The organism is Comamonas sp. AG1104 (assembly GCF_003350425.1).
Classification (GTDB): domain Bacteria; phylum Pseudomonadota; class Gammaproteobacteria; order Burkholderiales; family Burkholderiaceae_C; genus Comamonas; species Comamonas testosteroni.
Window position 1 is genome coordinate 170,777 of sequence record NZ_QQAS01000006.1, and the last position, 20,077, is coordinate 190,853.

Sequence of the window (20,077 nt, forward strand, 5' to 3'; positions counted from 1 at the left end):
AACATGGCTTGGAACAAACCTCTGCCTCATCCCACGGAAATTTCTGCACCGTACTGGGAAGGTCTCAAGGCTCACGAAGTGCGCATCCAGCAATGCGATCGCGGACATTCGCTGTTTTTCCCGCGCACCCATTGCCCCACTTGCGGATCGCGCTCCCTGAAGTGGAGCAAAGTATCGGGTGAGGGGACGCTCTACAGCTTCACCGTGGCGCGCATTCCCACCATGCCCGAATTCACCGACGAGATGCCCCAGGCCCTGGCCGTGGTCGAACTGCGTGAAGGCGTGCGCATCAACACCACCATGGTCGGCGTGGCTCCCGAGGCGCTCAAGGTGGGCATGGAGGTGCGCCCCGTGTTTGACGAGCGCCCCGGCGAGGTCACCCTGCTGCGCTTTACCACCCATGCGGGCAGCCATCCGGGCGTCATCAAGGCCGACGCCGGGGCCGATGCCGATGCCGATGCCGAGGTTGCAGTGGTGGAGCACTCTACCGCTGTCAAGCGCAAGATCTCCGTCAAGGACATCGAGGCCATGAAGTCTCTGGTGTCCGAGGAATACAGCCCCTGGTCCAACGAGTTCACCGTGAGCCAGGAAGTCATCAACGAGTTCGCCAGGCTCTCGGGCGATGACTACTGGATCCACACCGATCCCGTGCAGGCGCGTGAGAAAAGCCCGTTTGGCACCACCATCGCCCATGGCGCCCTGGTGCAGGTGCTGGCCAGCCAGCTCAGGATTCCGCTGGATTACGAGGTGGTGGACTTCAACAACATGGTCAACTACGGTTCGGACCGCCTGCGCTTCCCGACCCCGGTGCCCTCTGGCTGCAAGATCCGCGCGCGGGCCCGCATCAAGGCGGTGGAGCAGGTCAAGAGCGGCGTGCAGGCGACGATGGAGCTCAACATCCATGTGGTCGGCCAGGACCGTCCTGCAGTCATCAACGACTTGGTGATTCTCTACATGTAATCGTCGCTGCCCGCCCTGTGAAGGCGGGTGTTTCAGTTTCTTCAAGGGTTGGGGCTTTGCGCAGGCAAAGCCCTTTTTTTGTGGCCACACACAGATGGGCTGCTTTCTCTGCTGCCGTGCAGAAAATATCAGCTAAATTGGTTTTATAGCTATGTCTGTAGAGCGATGGCAGCTATCAAATTGTGAAGATTGTGCTTGCGAGTAGCCCAAGCTGTGCGATGGCACCAACGGGTTATCGGTCTGGGGTTGCCACCTAAGTAAATACCTGCTCATCAAAACGGACGATGTTGCGTTTCCCGTGCTGGCCATACTGCAAACCACAAAGGCCATAGAGCCTGCACAGGAGACAAGCATGAAAACCTCTTTTCGCTGGATGAATGCACTTCGCGCAGTGTCGCTGGCCGCTGCGGCGCTGGCGCTATACCTGCCTGCCATGAATCTGCCACAGAGTGCCGCGGTGGCTGCGCAGGCGGACTCTGCGCTCAAGCTGCCCGCCGGCATCGTGCTGGCCAGTGCCCAGATTTCCTGGAGCGCGGTTTTTTCATCGGGCTATTGAGTTTGAGTCCGGCAGACCTCGAATCCTGCGGCGTCCTACCTAGCCGACTTTGATCTCTGGGTGATTTCTGTACTGTAAAGTACAGGTAAATGAGACTGATTCTTGATTATGATGCGCACGCTTTTGCACAGCACACAGGTTGTAGCCAATTGATGCCGTAGTCCCTGCTTCGGACGATACCCGCCAAGCCGAATTACAACTCCGTATAACGAGGCATTCATGGCATTGAGGTATTCGCCGCTGGCAGCGGCATTGGGGCTGGCTTTTTCCGGCGCGGCGTGGGCGCAGCAAGCTTCAGAGGTGGTGCTGGACGAAGTACAGGTCCGCAGTGATCGTCAGCCCGATTCCGGCTACAACCCACCCACGGCAACGAGCGCCACCAAGATCGAGGCCCCGTTGCGTGATATTCCTCAGACCGTGAATGTGGTGCCTCAGAGCCTGCTGCGCGATCAGGTCGCGCAATCCATGCAGGATGCTCTCAAGGCCGTGCCCGGCGTGGGATTTTCTCATGGTGACGGTCAGCGCGACCAGGTCACCATTCGCGGCTTCTCGGCGATTGCCGACCAGTTCGTGGACGGCCTACGCGATGACGCGCTGTATTTCCGCGATCTGTCCAATATCGAGCAGATCGAAGTGCTCAAGGGCCCTGCATCGGTGCTGTACGGACGCGGCTCGTCTGGCGGCCTGATCAATCGCATCACCAAGAAGCCCGGCGTCAATCTCAGCGAAGTGGGCTTGACTCTGGGGCGCTGGAACCAGCGCCGCGGTGAGTTCGACCTGGCCCGCGCACCCGAAGGCGGTGTGGTCTCCTATCGCCTGACTGGCGCCATAGAGCGCGCCGACAGCTACCGCGACCAGCAGTTTCTCGATCGCAAGGCGCTTGCGGCATCGGTGCTGATCAAGCCCAGCTCGGACACCAGCGTGCTGCTGCAGGCCGACTATCTGAAGGACAGCCGCCTGACAGACTTCGGTATCCCCGCGTACCAGGGCCGACCTGTCAATGTGTCGCCCGGCACTTACTACGGCGCGGCCAATGCCAGGGATGTGGATGTCAGCCGTGCCGAGGTCGCATCGCTGGGTGCGACGCTGAATCACCGTATCAGCGACAGCCTGTCGTTGCGCAATGCCTTGCGCTTCTACGATTACTCGCTGGATAGAAACAACACGCTCGTGGGCTCGGTCAACGAAAAGGCCCTGACCGCATCGCTGACCCGGGGCAATGTCCAGCGTGATGAGAGCGGCTTTTTCAACCAGACCGAACTGACCCAGAAGCTTGAGCTGGCGGGGATGAAGCATCAGCTGCTGTACGGCTTCGAATTCGGTCGCCAGAGCAAGGACCTGCTGTCATACAGCCAGGCCAATGTGGCGACGGTCTCGCTGTTCAATCCGGTGCTGCCGACTTTGCCGCTGCGCATCAACGGCAAGCCTGCGGCGGACAACCACAGCGTCTTCAAGGTGGCCAGCCTGTATCTGCAGGATCTGGTCAGCATCAACTCTCAATGGAAGGCTCTGGCCGGCGTGCGTTACGACCGTTTCCAGCAGGAAACGCATGAGCGCCAGCCGGGCAAGCCGGATCTGGGCCGCACGGACACCGCCTGGAGCCCGCGCGTCGGGCTGGTCTATCAGCCATCGTCTGCCTGGTCTTACTATGCTTCTTGGAGCAAGTCCTTCCAGCCGTCGGGCGAAACCTTTGCATTGGCAGCCAACAATGCACAGCTGGCGCCGGAGAAAACTACCAGTCAGGAAGTCGGCGTCAAATGGGATCTGCCTGATGGCAAAGCGTCGGTCACGGCCTCGCTGTTCAAGCTCGAGCGCACCAATATCAAGAGCGTCGACCCCACAACCAACACCGTCGTGCCTCTGGGCGTGCAGCGCACCAACGGGCTGGAGCTGACGTTTGCCGGAGAGATTGCACCGAGCTGGCAGGTCTGGGCCGGCTATGCATTCCTCGATGGTGAGATGACCACATCGCCTGCCGTCGACTCCGGCCAGCCGGTGCAGGGCAAACGCCCCACGCTGACGCCCAGGCAAAGCGCCAACTTCTGGGTGACCAAGGCACTGGGCCACGGCTTCGGCCTGGGCGGGGGGCTGAACTATGTCGGCGCCCGGTTTGCCAATCCCGGCAATACCGTGACCTTGCCAGGTTACACCACGGTGGATGCCATGGCCTACTACCGCATGGGCCCCTGGGATGTGCAGCTCAAGCTCAACAATCTGCTGAATCGTCGCTACATCGTGGCCGGTCATGGCAGCTCGCCCAACCTCAATCTGCCGGGCGCACCGCGCTCGGCCCAGGTGGTGGCGCGCTATCGCTTCTAAAAAAGGTGTGCCATGTGGCACGGGCTGACTGGCCTGGACCCAGCTGCTGCCAGGGGTGGCAGCCTGGATGCATAGAGGCCTGATGCTCAGACCGATGCCATAAAAAAAGGTTCAACGGCCGCCCCAAGCAGCCGCTGAACCCGATCAAAGTGGCAAAGAGAGCCTGAAGTCAGACGTATCAGGCCGCCATAGCCTGCTGCTGGCGCTCGCGCACCATGGTCAGTGCCGTGTCCTCGATCATGTCCTCCTGGCCGCCGACCATGCCGCGGCGGCCCAACTCCAGCAGCAGCTCGCGCGCGGGGATGCCGTACTTGGCTTCGGCACGCTTGGCAAACAGCAGGAAGCTGCCGTAGACGCCTGCATAGCCTAGGGTCAGCGCGTCGCGGTCGATGCGGATGGGAAAGTCCATCAGCGGCACGACCAGATCTTCGGCCACGTCCTGGATCTTGAACACGTCCACGCCGGTTTCAATGCCCATGCGCGCGCACACGGCGACCAGCACTTCCATGGGCGTATTGCCGGCACCGGCGCCCAGACCTGCGGCAGCGGCATCAATGCGGTTGGCTCCGACTTCGATGGCGGCCAGCGAGTTGGCGATGCCCATGGCTAGGTTGTGGTGGCCGTGAAAGCCCAGTTCGGTCTCGGGACTGAGGGCCTGGCGCACGGCGGCGAGGCGTTCCTTCACGTCATCGGGCAGCATATAGCCGGCTGAGTCGGTGATGTAGATGCAGTTGGCGCCGTAGCTTTCCATCAGCTTGGCTTGCTTGACCAGGCCTTCGGCGCTGTTCATGTGGGCCATCATCAAAAATCCCACGGTGTCCATGCCCATCTTGCGGGCCATGGCGATGTGCTGCTCGGAGACATCGGCCTCGGTGCAATGGGTGGCCACGCGGATGGTGGACACGCCCAGCGCATGGGCCATCTTCAGGTGGTCGACGGTGCCGATGCCGGGCAGCAGCAGGGCCGAGACCTTGGCCTGCTTCATCAGGGGGATGACGGTGGACAGGTATTCCTCGTCGGTGTGCGCGGGGAAGCCATAGTTGACCGAGCTGCCGCCCAGGCCGTCGCCGTGGGTCACTTCAATCAGGGGCACGCCGGCGGCGTCCAGTCCCGTGGCCACGGACTTCATTTGCGCGAGCGTCATCTGGTGGCGCTTGGGGTGCATGCCGTCACGCAGCGTCATGTCGTGAACGGTGATTTTCTTGCCTTTGAGGGACATGTGTTTCTCCTATTGTCAGGCGGCAACTGCGGCGTCAGCCAGCTCGAAGCGGCCGGCGAGGATTTCTTCGGCAAACATCTCGGCCGTGCGCGCAGCGGCGGCGGTCATGATGTCCAGATTGCCGGCGTACTTGGGCAGGTAGTCGCCCAGGCCTTCGACTTCCATGTAGATGGAGACGCGGTTGCCGTCGATCACGGGGCCGTTGACCAGCTTGTAGCCGGGCACGTATTTCTGCACTTCCTTGATCATGTCCTGCACCGAGGCCTCGATCTCTTCCTTCTTTGGCGTATCTACGGTCAGGCAGTGGATGGTGTCGCGCATGATCAGCGGCGGCTCGGCGGGGTTGATGACGATGATGGCCTTGCCTTTTTGGGCGCCGCCAATTTTCTCGACCGCGCCAGAGGTGGTGCGAGTGAACTCGTCAATGTTCTTGCGCGTGCCGGGGCCAACCGAGCGGCTCGATACCGTGGCCACGATTTCGCCGTAGCTCACGGCCTGCACGCGCGAAACCGCCGCCACCATGGGGATGGTGGCCTGGCCGCCGCAGGTGACCATGTTCACGTTCATGGCCTTTTCTGCAACCTTCTCGGCCAGATTCACGCTGGGAACGCAATAGGGGCCGATGGCAGCGGGCGTCAGGTCGATCATCAGCACGCCCAGCTCGTTGAGCTTGCGGCTGTTTTCGGCGTGGACATAGGCGCTGGTGGCGTCAAAAGCAATCTGGATGCCGTCCTCCTTGACAAAGGGCAGCAGGCCGTCCACACCGTCGGCCGTGGTCTTGATGCCCATCTCGCGGGCACGCTTCAAACCATCGGATTCAGGGTCGATGCCGACCATCCACACAGGCTCCAGCAGGGGAGAGCGCTGCAGTTTCATGAGCAGATCGGTGCCGATATTGCCGGGCCCGATCAGTGCGCACTTGATTTTCTTTTGCGTCATGGTGTCTTACTCCGTGAATTGAATGGAACAGCTGCCCATGCCCTCAATGACCATCTCGAAGCGGTCACCGGCAGCGGCGGGCACCAGGGGGGCGAGGGAGCCAGAAAGAATCACCTCGCCGGCCTTGAAGGGAATGCCAAAAGCGCCAAGCGTGTTGGCCAGCCAGGCCACGGCTTCGGCGGGGTGACCTTGCACGGCACTGCCAAGGCCCGAGCCTGCGGGCTGCCCGTTCTTGTGCATCTGCATGGCGGCGGCGGCCAGATCTAAGGACGCAGGATCGGTGTGCTGCGTGCCGATGACAAAGACGCCGCAGGACGCGTTGTCGGCCACGGTATCCTGGATCTTGATCTTCCAGTCGTTGATGCGCGAATCGACGATCTCGAAGCAGGGCGCTACCCACTCGGTGGCTGCCAGCACGTCTTCCTTGGTGACCCCTGGGCCTTGCAGATCCTTCTTGAGCATGAAGGCGATCTCGCCCTCGGCGCGGGGCTGGATCAGGCCGGATGCCTTGAGCGAGACGGCTGCACCGTCCTCGTATTCCATGCTGTCGGTCAGAAAGCCGAAGTCGGGCTGGTGCACGTTCAGCATGTCCTGCACGGGCTTGGAGGTCACGCCGATCTTCTTGCCGATCACACGTTCGCCCGATGCTTCGCGCAGGCGCAGCATGTGCAGGGAGATGTGATAGGCGTCTTCCACCGTCATTTCGGGGTGGCTGTCGGTCAGCGGTGCCAGTGTCCTGGCGGTGCGCAGCGCGTCATACAGGCGCTGGCCTTGCTGTTCGATGAATTGCTTGTCACTCATATTTGTCGCTCGCGGTGGCTTCAACCGTTCTTCATGAAGTCGATGCAGGTACGGTTGAACATCTCTCGATGTTCGACCTGCACCCAGTGGCCGCACTGGTTGACCAGCACCACGCGGCAGTTCTTGATGCCCTTGGCCAGCTTGTCGGCACCGCCCACGGGGTTGAAGGCGTCCTGCATGCCCCAGAAGCCCAGCACATTGCACTTCAGATCGGGCAGTTGCTCTGTCATATTGGGGATGTACAGACGCTGGCGCGAGGCTTCGGTCTGGGTCAGAGCAATGGGCGCACGCTCATTGATGATCTCGTCGGTCAGAAGGGCCTGGTCCACCACCTGCATGCTCATGACGGCGCGCATGGCTTCTGGGCCCGTCTTGCCCGACTTGTAGACATTGAACATATTGGCAATGCCGGGCATGGCCATATAGGCTTCGAACTCTTCGACGCCACCGGGTGCCATGAGGATCAGGCTCTTGATGTCTTCCGGGTACTTGAGCGCATAGCCCAGAGCCACGGCACCGCCAAGCGAGTTGCCCAGCAGGGTGATGTTCTTCAGACCCAGCTGATCCACCAGTCCCTTGACGCCGGCGATGAAGAAATCCATGTCGTACTGCCTGGGCTCCTCGGTCTTGGACGAGAGGCCGTAGCCGAGCAGATCGGGAACGATGGAGCGAAAGCCGGCCGCTGCAAACTCGGGGTAGTTGCCCTTGAAGTTGCTGTAGCCGCTGGCACCGGTGCCAGCTCCGTGCAGGAAGATTACCGGGTCACCCGATCCCTGTTCGTGGTAGTGCACGCGCTGGGGATGGCTGGCCACGTTGCCGATGTCCACATATTTGCCTTCTGGGATGGAAAAAATGTTCATCTCTGTTCTTTATGCTTGGAGTGGATAGACGAAGGCTGTCTCCGGCCTTCGGGTGAGAAATCTTGGATGACGGGGTTTATCAAGCCCTGGCTTGCCAGAGCTTGGGCAGGCCGGGGTCGGTGGCGGCGATCGCCTTTTTGAGCAGATTGCGCAGCGTGGCTGCTTCCATCTCGCCAAGGCTCGCTATCAAATCGGTTTCCACGGCCTTGGCTGCGGCCAGTACATGCAAGATGGCTTCGTTGCCCAGGGGCGTGAGCTGCAGCGACTCGGCGCGCTCGCGGCTTTCCTCCACCCAGCCTTTGCTGATCAGCGACTGCAGGGCCACGGCTCCGATGTCGGTGCCGGTGTAGGCCATGTGAGAGGCAATTTCGGCAGGCGACTGGGGCTGCTGGATGCTCAGCAGCGAGAGCACGTAAAAATCGGCATCGGTCATGCCGTAAGCCGCCATGGGCTTGCGCAAGCCGCTCAGGAATTGAAAGTGCGCGCGGCCCATCAAATATCCGATCAGGTTTTCCGAGTAGACGGTATTGGTGTCTGCGGCAGGTTCGCTGGCCACGGCGTTGGCCTTGCGTGAAGCCAGGGCGTAACCGCCAGTTACGTAGAGCAGGGGTGGGTGCGGGTTGGCGTCGTAGTCGGTCACCTCGCCCACAAAGATGATGTGGTCGCCGCCGTCGTACTGGAACGCCGTCTTGCACCTGAAGCGCGCGCTGCAGTCCTGCAGCAAAGGGGCATGGGCTGCCTCGGAGTCCAGCTGCAGGCCGGAGAACTTGTCTTCGCCAGCACGGGCAAAGCGGTTCGACAGGGCTTCTTGTTCGTTGGAGAGGATGTGCACATTCCAGGTGTCAGCGTTCTGGAACACAGGCAGGCTGCGGGCGTTCTTGGCCAGGCTCCACAAAACCATGGGGGGCTCCAGCGAAACCGAGTTGAAGCTGTTGGCGGTGATTCCTACAGGCTCGCCATTCTCGGCACGGGTTGTGACGATGGTGACTCCGGTGCCAAACATGCCCAGGGCGCGGCGGAAGTCTTTGGGGTCGAAGGTTGCTGCAGTGCTTTGCATGGGGTGAATGTCTCCTTGGTGCAAGAGTGCTGCGAACAGGGCTTTTATGAATCCTTCACATGGACTAGCGGCGCAAAACAGGGCTTGGTGTTTGTCCTAGGTTCAGTGTTTTTGCTGTGCAGGATCAGGCTTTGCAGAAGACCGGAAACGCCTGCTTCATCGTTAGTCTGATCGGACGATGAACGGAAAATTGCATGGTGAGAGCATTTCTGTCATAGGCGAAAAAGCCTTGCCCACCACACCACAAGCCGTCCGGTGGAGCGGCAACTGGAGACCTGAATGAACACAATGACAGATAACTACCTCACCCCTGATGCGCTGGCAGTGATCGAGCGTGCCAAGGCCCTGGCGCCCAAGCTGGCGGCACGCGCACAGCAGGCGGATCGCGAAGGAAAGATCAGCGATGAAACCGTTCAGGAGATGGCTGAGGCGGGTCTGTTTCGCGTGCTGCAGCCCAAGCGCTGGGGTGGCTATGAAATGGATCCTCGTGTGTTCTACAGCGTGCAGATGGAGCTGGCCAAGGGTTGCATGTCCACGGCCTGGATTTACGGGGTGGTCGGCGTTCACCCCTGGCAGCTGGCGCTTTTCCCCGACCAGGCCCAGCAAGATGTGTGGGGCAAGGATAACGGCGTGCGCATCGCATCGACCTATATGCCTACTGGCAAGGCCGAGCCCGTGGAAAGCGGATTCAGGTTCAACGGCCGCTGGAGCTTTTCCACCGGCTCCAAGCATTGCGACTGGCTGTTTCTCGGCGGTCTGCTGCCCAAGCGTGATGGCACGCCTGGCCTGGAGCATGTGACTTTTCTGGTGCCCAAGGCGGACTACCGCATTGAGGACAACTGGGATGTGCTGGGCCTGCGCGGCACAGGCAGTCATGACATCGTGGTGGAGAACGCGTTTGTCCCCGCACATCGCATCCAGTACACCAACGACCACAGCGATGTGGGCTGCCCCGGCCGCACGGAGAACACCAGCTGGCTGTTCCGCATCCCCTTTACCCATGTGTTCCAGCGTGCGGTGTCCACCGCCTGTCTGGGCGCGCTGGAAAGCGCCATCGCATCGTTCACCGAGCGTGCGACGGCGCACGTTGGAAAGCATGGCAACAGGATGGCCGAGGACGTTAACGCCCAGACGGCCGTGACCGAAGCCACGATTGCGCTGGACCAGCTCAAGATGGTTCTGTTCCGCAATTACGCACGCATTGTGGATGCGGCCAAGACTGGTATTCAGCTGACGCTGGAAGAGCGTCTGCTGCAGCGTGCTCAGGCGTCATACGTTCCCAAGCTGACGGGCTTTCATGCCAATGAGCTGATGCGTGCCTGCGCAGCCAGCGGCACTTTCAAGAACAATCCCATCGAGCGCATCTTCCGCGACATCCATCAGGGACGTACCCACATTGCGAACAACACGGATGCCTACGTGCGCGCCTATGGCTCGCATGTGCTGGGCATTCCCAACCAGGAACCCTTTGTCTGATTGAATTCAGGCCAAGCTGCGGCAGCGCTCTCACAAAGGAGGCTGCCGCCAGCGTGTATTTGCGACAGTCCATCCATAAAACAAAAGATTGACGGAGACAAGGTATGGCAGAACAAGAATATGACCTGATCGTCGTGGGGTCGGGGGCAGGTGCCATGTTGGGCGCCATTCGCGCGCAGGAGCAGGGCCTCAAGACTCTGGTGGTGGAGAAGACCGAGCTGTTCGGCGGCACTTCGGCCCTGTCGGGCGGCGGTATCTGGATTCCGGTCAATTACGATCAGAAGACCGCCGGCATCAAAGACGATCTGGAAACCGCATTTGGCTATATGAAGCGCTGTGTGCGCGGCATGGCGACGGACGACCGCGTGCTGGCCTATGTGGAAACCGCCAGCAAGATGGCCGAGTACCTGCGCCAGATCGGCATTCCTTATCGTGCCATGGCCAAGTATGCGGATTACTACCCCCATATCGAAGGCTCCAGGCCCGGCGGCCGCACCATGGATCCGGTTGACTTCAACGCCGCCAGGCTGGGCCTGGAGGCGCTGGAAACCATGCGCCCCGGTCCTCCCGGCAATCAGTTGTTCGGCCGCATGAGCATCAGTGCCTTCGAGGCGCATTCCATGCTCTCGCGCGAGCTCAAGTCGCGCTTCACCATCCTGGGCATCATGCTCAAGTATTTTCTGGACTACCCCTGGCGCAACAAGACCAGGCGCGATCGTCGCATGACGGGCGGCCAGGCGCTGGTGGCAGGCCTGCTGACTGCCGCCAACAAGGCCGGCGTCGAGATGTGGCGCAACTCCCCGCTCAAGGAGCTGGTGCAGGACGCATCGGGCCGTGTGACGGGTGTCATCGTCGAGAGGAATGGTCAGCGCAAGCAGATCAACGCCAGACGTGGCGTGTTGTTGGGTGCTGGCGGTTTTGAGCGCAATCAGGAGATGCGTGAGCAGTATCTCAACAAGCCCACCAAGGCAGAGTGGACGGCAACTCCAGTGGGAGGCAATACCGGTGATGCTCACCGGGCCGGTCAGGCCGTGGGCGCGCAGCTGGCGCTGATGGACTGGTCCTGGGGCGTGCCCACCATGGATGTTCCCAAGGAGCCGGCCTTTCGCGGCATTTTTGTGGAGCGCTCACTGCCGGGGTGCATGGTGGTCAACAGCAAGGGGCAGCGCTTCCTCAACGAGTCCGGCCCTTATCCGGAATTCCAGCAGGCCATGCTGGCCGAACATGCCAAGGGCAATGGCGGCGTGCCTGCATGGATTGTGTTCGACGCCAGCTTCCGCGCGCAGAACCCCATGGGGCCGCTGATGCCAGGCTCGGCCGTGCCGGACAGCAAGGTGCGCAAGAGCTGGCTGAACAATGTCTACTGGAAAGGCGAGACGCTGGAAGATCTGGCGCGCCAGATCGGCGTGGATGCCGCTGGCCTGCAGGACAGTGCACGTCGCATGACCGAATACGCCAGAGCTGGCAAGGACCTGGACTTTGACCGGGGCGGCAATGTGTTTGACCGCTACTACGGCGATCCGCGTCTCAAGAATCCCAACCTCGGTCCCATCGAGAAAGGTCCGTTCTACGCCATGCGCCTGTGGCCCGGAGAGATCGGCACCAAGGGGGGGCTGCTCACCGATAGAGAGGGGCGTGTGCTCGACACGCAAGGCCGGATCATCGATGGGCTGTACTGTGTGGGCAACAACTCCGCCTCCGTCATGGGGCCGGCCTACGCTGGCGCTGGTTCCACCCTCGGTCCGGCCATGACTTTTGCCTTTCGCGCCGTGGCTGACATGGTGGGTAAACCCTTGCCCATCGAGAACCCGCATCTGCTGGGCAAGACGGTTTGACCAAGAGGCGCAGAGATGTCCAATTTCAAAAAGCATGTCAGCACCATCAATCCTGTGGGGGCAGTCTTGGATGTGGGGTCGGTCGATGAGGTTCTGTGGTCCGATGCCAGCGATGTGGTGGTGGTCGGCTGGGGAGGGGCAGGTGCCAGCGCAGCGATTGAGGCGCGCGAGCAGGGGGCCGAAGTTCTGGTGATCGACCGCTTCAGCGGCGGTGGTGCCAGTGTGCTGTCGGGTGGTGTGGTCTATGCCGGTGGCGGTACCCGGTACCAGAAGGAAGCCGGCTTTGAGGATTCACCCGAAGCCATGACTGCCTACCTCAAGCATGAGGTCAATGGTGTGGTCAGTGACGAGACTCTGGCTCGCTTCAGCCGCGACAGCGTGGCCAACCTGAATTGGCTGGAAAAACAGGGCGCTACCTTTGCATCGACCATGCCTGCGTACAAGACTTCCTATCCGGCCGATGGCATGTATCTGTACTACTCGGGCAACGAAGTGGTGCCCGCCTACGGCAACCCGCAGCTGGCCAAGAAGCCAGCACCGCGCGGTCATCGCGTGGTGGCCAAGGGGCAGTCGGGGGCGACGTTTTTTGCCGCGCTGCAAAAATCCACATTGGCGCACGGTGCCCGTACATTGACGCAGGCACGCGTCCAGCGCCTGGTGCGCGAGAAGGACAGCGGCCGTGTATTGGGCGTGGAAGTGATGGTGTTGCCCGAAGGCGATCCGCGCACCGAGCGCCACAAGAAGCTCGATGAGCTGGTGGCCAAGTGGCGCCTGTATCAGGCGCCACGTGCCCAGGCGGGTCGTCGTGAAGCTGCGCAGATCGAGAGCGAGATTGGCGAGAAGCGCTACATCCGTGCCCGCAAAGGTGTGGTGCTGTCCACTGGCGGCTATATCTTCAATTCGGAGCTGCTGGAGCGGCATGCTCCGGCTTACAAGCCCGGCTGGCTGACCGGTGCTGCGGGCTGCGATGGCTCTGGTCTGCGACTGGGGCAATCCGTGGGAGGGATCGCTCAGGATCTGAACAATATCTCGGCCTGGCGCTTCATCACGCCACCCTCGGTCTGGCCCAAGGGTCTGGTGGTCAACACCAAAGGCGAGCGTTTCTGCAATGAACAGGTCTACGGCGCCAAGCTCGGCTACGAACTGATGGAAAAGCAGGGGGGGAAGGCTTGGCTCATCATTGATAGCAAGCTGCGCAGGCAGGCTGCCTGGCAGTGCCTGTTTGGCGGTTTGTGGGGCTTCCAGTCCATGCCCGCGCTGGCGCTGATGTACAAGGTCGCGATCAAGGGCAAATCTGTTGCAGACTTGGCCAAAAAGCTTCGCATGGATGCAGCAGTGCTGCAGCTCCAGTTCGATCGCGCCAATGCCGCTGCACGCGGTGAGATCGAAGACCCGTTGGGCAAGTCGCAGGACATGCGCCATGAGTTCCAGGGCGGCTCGCTGTTTGCCATCGATATCTCCATCAGCCAGAAGATGTTCCCTCTGGCCGTCCTGAGCCTGGGCGGGCTCAAGGTCAACGAGGACAACGGTGCAGTGATTGACGGTGCCGGCTATGACATTCCCGGGCTGTATGCCGCGGGACGCACCGCCATTGGTGTGGCTTCCTCGCGTTATGTGAGCGGCTTGTCTCTGGCCGACTGTGTGTTCTCGGGCCGCCGAGCGGGCAAGGCGGCTGCACTGGAAGGGGGCGAGTCCCTTGCTGCCCAGGAAGTGTGTCCGCAGGCAAGCGCTGTGGAGAGCGTCAGTTCCTGACCCCGTGGATTGGGGGGCTGTCTTGTGCCGGGGCGCCAGTGCAAGGTCGCACAAAAAGAGTGAGTGAGTAAGGGGTAAGAAGAAATGAGCAGTGAAGCCACAACAGCCGCATCGCGGTATCACCCTCTGCGCGTGCGCGCGGTGATTGACGAGACGCACGATACCAAGTCAATTGTGTTTGAGGTGCCAGAGGCGCTGGCTGAGCAATTCAGCTATCGCCCCGGCCAGTTTCTGACTCTGCGACTGCTTATCGAGGGCCGTTATGTGCCTCGCTGCTACTCCATGTCCAGTGCCCCGATGCTCGACGATGCCTTGCGGGTGACCGTCAAGCGCGTCGACAAGGGACGAGGTTCCAACTGGGTTTGCGACAGGGTTCAGGTGGGTGATTCCATCGAGCTGATGCCTCCCTCGGGCCTGTTCTCGCCCCGGAATCTGTCGCAGAACTTTTTGCTGCTGGCCGGTGGCAGCGGAATTACACCGGTGTTCTCCATCTTGCGCGCTGTCCTCAAGCAGCATCAGGGCAATGTGGTGCTGTTCTATGCCAACCGCGATGAGCGCTCGGTCATCTTCAGGAAGGACCTGCAGCAGCTGGCGGCTGAGTATCCGGATCGCCTGCAGGTCATTCACTGGCTGGACTCCGTGCAAGGCGTGCCTTCGCAGAAGCAGCTAGCTGCCTGGGCCACGCCCTGGGTGGCTGATGCAGGCCAGGCCTTTATCTGCGGGCCGGGCCCCTTCATGGATGCCGCACAGGCCGCGGTGATCGAGGCCGGCATGCCTGCCGATCAGGTGCATGTGGAGCGCTTTGTCTCCCTGCCTGATGAGGAGGCTCTGCAGCTGATGCAGGAGGCAACTGCTCCCGTGGAGGCCGCTGTTGAGCAAGCCCTGGTGCAGCTGCGTCTGGACGGCGAGGAATATGAATTCAACTGCAGTGGCACGGAGACCATTCTGGAGGCCGGACTGCGCGCCGGCATCAATGTGCCCTACTCCTGCCAGGCCGGCATGTGCGCATCCTGCATGTGCCAGGTGCAGGACGGCAGCGTACATCTGCGCCACAACGAAGTGCTGGATGCCAAGGATCTGTCCAAGAAGTGGACGCTTGCCTGTCAATCCGTGCCCACCAGCGAAAAGCTGCGCGTCAAATTTCCGGAGTAACTTATGTCGAAACCCAACCAGAACGCGATGCCCGAGTCTTCGCTGACCTTGCCCGGCATGCTGGCTGACGTGGTCAGCCGCTTTGCCGGTCGCGCGGCGATTGTCGAAAACGGCAAGTCCATCAGCTATGCCCAGTTGCAGCAGCTTAGCCGCCTGGCCGCCCGTGCCTTGATGAGTCTGGGTGTGCAGGCTGGCGACCGTGTGGCTCTGTGGGCGCCGAATCTCAGCGAGTGGATCGTTGCCGCCTGCGGTGTGCATGCTGCCGGCGGCGTGCTGGTGCCCCTGAACACCCGCATGAAGGGTGCCGAGGCTGCCGATATTCTCGAGCGCAGCCGCGCCAGGGTGCTGGTGTGCGTGGGTGACTTCCTGAACAACTACTACCCCGATCTGCTGCAGGGTCTACGTCCTGCCACGCTGCAGCAGGTGGTGGTGCTCGGTGACAAGGTGTTGCCCAGCGCAGACCTGAGCTGGGCGCAGTTTATGGCCAGGGCCGATGGCACGACTGCCGAAGCACAGCAGCAGCGTGAAGCCGGGATCAAGCCTGACGATACGGCCGATCTGATGTTCACCTCCGGCACTACAGGCCGCCCCAAGGGCGTGATGTGCGCTCACCGCCCGACGATCCTGGCTTTCAAGGCCTGGTCGGAGGTGGTGGGTTTGACCGAGGGCAGCCGCTACCTGATCGTCAACCCGTTCTTCCACACCTTCGGCTACAAGGCAGGCTGGGTGGCTGCCTTGCTGCAGGGCTCCACCGTCTATCCCGAGCAGGTATTTGATGCGCAGGCCATCTTGCAGCGCATCGAGAGCGACCGCATCAGCTTCCTGCCCGGGCCGCCCACCTTGTTCCTGTCCATGCTGGCGCATCCGGGGCTCAAGGATTTCGATCTGAGTTCGCTGAAGTCCTCGGTGACTGGTGCCTCCACCGTCCCCCCCATTCTCATCAAGCGCATGCGCGAAGAGCTGGGCATCCAGAATGTCACCACGGCCTACGGCCTGACGGAGTGCGGCGGTTGTGCCACTCTCTGCGAGCCCTCCGACAATGTGGAAACCGTGGCCAATACCTGTGGCAAGGCCCTGCCCGGGACCGAGGTGCGCTGCGTCAACGAGCAAGGGCAGCCCGTGGCTCCCGGCGAAGCCGGCGAGGTGCTGCTGCGTGGCTATCACATCATGCAGGGCTACTTCGAGGATGAAAAGGCCACGGCCGAGACCATTGATGCCGATGGCTGGTTGCATACCGGCGATGTGGGCGTGCTTGACGAGCGCGGCTATCTGCGCATCACCGACCGCCTCAAGGACATGTTCATCGTGGGAGGCTTCAACTGCTACCCTGCAGAAATCGAGCGCATGCTGTCCAACCACCCCGAGGTGGCGCAGGTTGCGGTGGTCGGCGTGGCCGACGAGCGCATGGGCGAGGTCGGCTGTGCCTGCGTGGTGGCGCGCAACGGCGTGGCACTGGACCAGGAAGCCTTCATCGCCTGGTGCCGCGCCAATATGGCCAACTACAAGGTGCCGCGCTTTGTGCTGCAACTCGATGGTCTGCCCGTCAATGCCTCCAACAAGGTGCAAAAGCGCGATCTGCTGCAGATCGTCAAGAGCAGGCTCGCACCTGTTTCACAGCCGGCCTGATCAGGACTATCTGAAAAAGACAGGCGGTTTTCGGAAAGCGGCTGAAAATCGTGGCTATAATTCGAGTCTGCTCTGTAAGGCGCACAGCTTTTCAGAAATGCGGGAATAGCTCAGTTGGTAGAGCGATACCTTGCCAAGGTATAGGTCGACGGTTCGAACCCGTTTTCCCGCTCCAGATTTTGAAAAGGGAAGCAAAAGCTTCCCTTTTTTATTGCGTTGGTCGCCTGGCTGATGCAATACTTCCCGCTGGCGCCCGGCGCCGGTGGTGAAGTGGGCCCCGATGGTGAAATTGGTAGACACTGCAGACTTAAAATCTGCCGCTTTTAACGAAGCGTACCGGTTCGATTCCGGTTCGGGGCACCAGAATTGAAAAGCCTGCTATATCTTGTGTAGCGGGCTTTTTTATTTGTGACTTGAGTAGCCATTGCTGCCCGCAGTCTTGCTGAAGGTGGGAAAATTCAGCCACTGCGATGCCGTAGTGCTGTGGGCGTCAGGGCTTGGCCAAGTCGCTTGGAATAGTCCTGGCTTCGATGCAATATGGCTTGCAGTTCTGTCATGCTGACGGGGTCTGCACTCCTAGAGAGAAAAGATGTCTAGTTACAACGCTGCTTTTGAAATTCATGTCCACGGACAGGTTCTGCTCCGTGCTGACGTTACGTATGAGCAGCTGCAAGATGCATTGCGTCCCTTGTGGGCCTATGCCGGCGCGCGCTCATTGACGGATGGCGAGGGAAGTCTCTATGAAGAAGAGCCCGGCATTCAGTTCGATGCCAAGGAGCATCTTCTGCAGATGTGCTGGACCGTGCGTGGTGACGATGACTTCCGCCAGGCCCTGGACGATATGTGCATGGGCCTGAACGAGCTGGCCGAGCAGGGATCGCCGATCGAAGTGACCTTCTACGACACCGAGTTCGACGAGGAAGAGGCTCCTGCCGAGGCCCAGAGCCGCGATGACTTCCAGATGCTGTTTGTCGGTCCCAATCCCGCAGCCATCATGCAGGTGCAGCGCGATTTGCTGGTGCAGGATGTCATCAACATGATGGAGCGTCACTTTGACGGCGCAGAGCTCGGCGGCGTGGTGCAGGAAATCGACAAGCTGTTCTCGCAGCGCTTCGAAGCCCTGGTCAGCTCGCTGGAGCTGGGCAAGCCGCCGCGTGGCGGATCGGGGGGCTCGGCCTCGGGTCATGGCGGCAATCGCCGCCCGCGCCATCTGCATTGATTCTTCGCTCATTTGCCGTCAAAGCCCTCTGTGCTGCAGTCCCGGGACTGTGGCGGAGGGCTTGTCTTTTGCCATGAAGCCCATTCCCACACCCAAGTATTCAGGAGCCGTGACTGAGCAACTGCGCAAGGACAGGGCTGCGCGCGCCAGCATGGGCGAAAAAGGGGCGAATGCATGCGTGCCGCTGGCATTGCCCTATCTCTCGGGCTACACGCCATCGCTGCAGAATCAGGTGCGCGACTGGCTCCTTGCGGGCAAGGCCGGCGACTGGCTGCTGCGCAAATATCCGCAGGCCCATGCGGTTCGCACGGACAGGGCGCTTTATGACTACGTCGATGCGCTCAAGGCGCAGTATCTGCGCAATGCAGGGCAGTTGCACAAGGTGGCCTACGACAGCAGGATTCATGTGGTGCGCAATGCCCTGGGTCTGCATACGCGGCGCGCGATTGCGCATGGAGGCCGGCACAATGCGCGGCACGAGATTCATGTGGCAGCCATGTTCAAGCAGGCGCCCGATGCCTTCTTGCGCATGATCTGTGTGCATGAGTTGGCGCATATCCGCATCATGGATCACGACAAGGCCTTCTATCAGTTATGCACGCATATGGAGCCTGATTACCATCAGTTGGAGTTCGATGTGCGCTTTTACCTCAGCTATCTGGATCAGGGCGGCCAGCCGCTCTGGGTCTGATGACGCAGCTCAGGCGGGTGTGGCCACGGCGCTTGGCGAGCACACGTTGACGGCCTGGCTGCAAGCGGCAGGCAGATCCAGCCAGCGCTGGGCTGCGGCTTGCATGGCCGTCAGGCGGCCGGTTGTCATGAGCTGAATCTGATCGGCCTGGGCCAGCTGCAGCGATCCATCGGTCTCGGCTCCCAGCAGGTTGCGCTGCTCCAGCATGCGCCGGGTCTGGCGTGCCACGGGGGCTCCCGTGTCCAGGAACTGGATATCGGGCCCCAGCAGCGCGCGCAGATCGTCCTTGACGAAGACGTAGTGGGTACAGCCCAGCACCAGCGTATCCATCTGCCCTGTCTTGAGGCCGAAACTCCCCAAAGCGCTTGTGTACTTTGCGCACAGCGCTCTGATCTCCGTGGCGCCTGCATCCTCGGGCAATGCCTGCTCGGTGCTTTGCTCGATCGCCCTGGCCAGACCGTCGCAGGCTTGGAGGTGAAACTCGGCGCGCTGGCCATGCTCCGACACCAGGCGCGCCACGCGCTGGCTGTAGATGGTGCCCCGCGTGGCCATCACTCCCACATGATGGGTCTGGCTGGAAAAAGAGGAGGGTTTGATGGCTGGTTCCACGCCAATGACGGGCAGTTGCGGAAGTCGCTCGCGCAACAGTTCCACGGCTGCAGCGGTGGCGGTGTTGCAGGCAACCACGAGAATCTTGATGTCGTGCTGCTCCAGCAGATACTGCGCAATGGCCAGGCTGCGCTCCTGCACAAACGCATCGCCGCGTGCGTCGCCATAGGGGGCATTGCCGCTGTCGGCCAGATAGACAAACTGCTCGTGCGGCAGCTCGTGGCGCAGTGCCTGCAGCACGCTGAGGCCACCCACGCCGCTATCAAAAATACCGATGGGGGAGTGAGGAGTGGGCATGGTGCAAGAGGTAGGTGGAGGCGATGATGCGGCCGCCAGTATGCGCCGCTTTGCGCGCCGGCGGCGCGTCCAGGGCTATGGTCTATCAGGAATTCGGGCTGTCCTGGGCTGCAGGCAAGCCGCAGACCGGACAGAAATTATCACCATGACCGACTTCGTGCCCGGCCGGGCAGCGGCGTGTCTTGAGCATGGAAGGCAGGTTCCAGCTCGAGAAGAAGATGCAAAACGCCATGCCGTAGAAGATCATCCAGTGGCCCGAGAACACGCGCAAGCCGTGTTGCTGGGCCGTCATGCCGCCCGCAATGCCGAGAAAAAAGTTGGCAAAAGCGTAAATGAAGACCGCATAGGCGGTGTTGCGCATCCAGGTGGGGCAGCCTGCGAGCACCTTCTTCCAGGAAAACTGCAGGCGATTGCCGTTGTTGATGCGCTGAGCAATCAGTGCCGCAGGCATCCAGACGGCAAAAATCCCGATGGTCATGACGCTTGTGAATATCTTCAGGGCATCTTGAGGCAAATGTGTTTCAAGCGCGTTGATCTGCCCTGCAAGTGCTGCCAAATGTGTGATTGCACTGAGCACAAAGCCCATTGCGGAAATCATCATCAGTGGTGGCAGAAGAATTTGCATGGCGGCTTGAGAAGAAAAAAGGAGCTGAAAGCGCTTATTTATTGATGGTTTCAGCAGTAAATAAGATGTTTTTCTATTGTGGCA

The 20,077-nt window shown here is 60.9% G+C and carries 17 protein-coding genes and 2 tRNA genes; 12 read left to right on the plus strand and 7 right to left on the minus strand.

Going from position 1 to position 20,077, the window contains the following annotated elements:
* Positions 1-3: 3 nt before the first annotated feature.
* From DFO48_RS18260 to DFO48_RS18270, 3 genes are all read left to right on the plus strand, one after another.
* Positions 4-960 (plus strand): OB-fold domain-containing protein, encoded by a 957-nt coding sequence (locus DFO48_RS18260; protein WP_114864368.1) that lies wholly within the window; start codon positions 4-6, stop codon positions 958-960.
* A 352-nt stretch (positions 961-1,312) separates the two neighbouring features.
* Entirely contained in the window at positions 1,313-1,516 is a 204-nt protein-coding gene (locus DFO48_RS18265) for a hypothetical protein (RefSeq protein WP_114864477.1), read from the plus strand.
* A gap of 219 nt (positions 1,517-1,735) precedes the next feature.
* On the plus strand, positions 1,736-3,835 hold the full coding sequence (locus DFO48_RS18270; RefSeq protein WP_114864369.1) for a TonB-dependent siderophore receptor: 2,100 nt from the start codon (positions 1,736-1,738) through the stop codon (positions 3,833-3,835).
* Positions 3,836-4,013: 178 nt separating this feature from the next.
* On the opposite strand, the gene tesG is transcribed toward DFO48_RS18270, so the two are convergent.
* From tesG to DFO48_RS18295, 5 genes are all read right to left on the minus strand, one after another.
* Positions 4,014-5,054, minus strand: coding sequence for a 4-hydroxy-2-oxovalerate aldolase TesG (gene tesG, locus DFO48_RS18275; protein WP_114864370.1), 1,041 nt, complete (start codon positions 5,052-5,054; stop codon positions 4,014-4,016).
* A gap of 15 nt (positions 5,055-5,069) precedes the next feature.
* Positions 5,070-5,993: an acetaldehyde dehydrogenase TesF gene (tesF, locus tag DFO48_RS18280; RefSeq protein WP_114864371.1), complete on the minus strand. Its 924-nt coding sequence runs from the start codon at positions 5,991-5,993 to the stop codon at positions 5,070-5,072.
* Positions 5,994-5,999: 6 nt separating this feature from the next.
* Positions 6,000-6,794, minus strand: a complete 795-nt coding sequence (gene tesE / locus DFO48_RS18285; RefSeq protein WP_114864372.1) for a 2-hydroxyhexa-2,4-dienoate hydratase TesE — start codon at positions 6,792-6,794, stop codon at positions 6,000-6,002.
* Positions 6,795-6,814: 20 nt separating this feature from the next.
* Positions 6,815-7,654, minus strand: coding sequence for an alpha/beta fold hydrolase (locus DFO48_RS18290; protein WP_114864373.1), 840 nt, complete (start codon positions 7,652-7,654; stop codon positions 6,815-6,817).
* A gap of 79 nt (positions 7,655-7,733) precedes the next feature.
* Positions 7,734-8,711, minus strand: a complete 978-nt coding sequence (locus tag DFO48_RS18295) for a flavin reductase (RefSeq protein ID WP_114864374.1) — start codon at positions 8,709-8,711, stop codon at positions 7,734-7,736.
* Positions 8,712-8,999: 288 nt separating this feature from the next.
* Here DFO48_RS18295 and DFO48_RS18300 point away from each other — a divergent pair, with 288 nt between their 5' ends.
* From DFO48_RS18300 to DFO48_RS18340, 9 genes are all read left to right on the plus strand, one after another.
* Complete coding sequence (locus DFO48_RS18300; protein WP_114864375.1) at positions 9,000-10,187, plus strand: acyl-CoA dehydrogenase family protein; 1,188 nt, start codon at positions 9,000-9,002, stop codon at positions 10,185-10,187.
* Between the two features lie 104 nt (positions 10,188-10,291).
* Entirely contained in the window at positions 10,292-12,022 is a 1,731-nt protein-coding gene (locus DFO48_RS18305) for an FAD-dependent oxidoreductase (protein WP_114864376.1), read from the plus strand.
* 15 nt (positions 12,023-12,037) lie between these two features.
* Complete coding sequence (locus DFO48_RS18310) at positions 12,038-13,774, plus strand: FAD-binding protein (RefSeq protein ID WP_114864377.1); 1,737 nt, start codon at positions 12,038-12,040, stop codon at positions 13,772-13,774.
* Positions 13,775-13,858: 84 nt separating this feature from the next.
* A complete protein-coding gene (locus DFO48_RS18315) occupies positions 13,859-14,926 on the plus strand; it encodes a ferredoxin--NADP reductase (RefSeq protein WP_114864378.1) in 1,068 nt (355 codons plus the stop codon).
* A 3-nt stretch (positions 14,927-14,929) separates the two neighbouring features.
* Positions 14,930-16,552 (plus strand): FadD3 family acyl-CoA ligase, encoded by a 1,623-nt coding sequence (locus DFO48_RS18320; protein WP_114864379.1) that lies wholly within the window; start codon positions 14,930-14,932, stop codon positions 16,550-16,552.
* Positions 16,553-16,651: 99 nt separating this feature from the next.
* Positions 16,652-16,727 (plus strand) — tRNA-Gly (locus DFO48_RS18325).
* 99 nt (positions 16,728-16,826) lie between these two features.
* Positions 16,827-16,915 (plus strand) — tRNA-Leu (locus DFO48_RS18330).
* 226 nt (positions 16,916-17,141) lie between these two features.
* Positions 17,142-17,771, plus strand: coding sequence for a DUF6806 family protein (locus DFO48_RS18335; RefSeq protein WP_114864380.1), 630 nt, complete (start codon positions 17,142-17,144; stop codon positions 17,769-17,771).
* A 73-nt stretch (positions 17,772-17,844) separates the two neighbouring features.
* Complete coding sequence (locus tag DFO48_RS18340; RefSeq protein ID WP_199407028.1) at positions 17,845-18,462, plus strand: M48 family metallopeptidase; 618 nt, start codon at positions 17,845-17,847, stop codon at positions 18,460-18,462.
* A 9-nt stretch (positions 18,463-18,471) separates the two neighbouring features.
* Here the strand turns inward: DFO48_RS18340 and murI are convergent, their stop codons facing one another.
* Together murI and DFO48_RS18350 are read right to left on the minus strand one after the other, a co-directional pair.
* Positions 18,472-19,368 (minus strand): glutamate racemase, encoded by an 897-nt coding sequence (gene murI, locus DFO48_RS18345; protein WP_114864382.1) that lies wholly within the window; start codon positions 19,366-19,368, stop codon positions 18,472-18,474.
* Between the two features lie 85 nt (positions 19,369-19,453).
* Positions 19,454-19,846, minus strand: a complete 393-nt coding sequence (locus DFO48_RS18350; RefSeq protein WP_233506448.1) for a hypothetical protein — start codon at positions 19,844-19,846, stop codon at positions 19,454-19,456.
* Between the last annotated feature and the right edge of the window lie 231 nt (positions 19,847-20,077).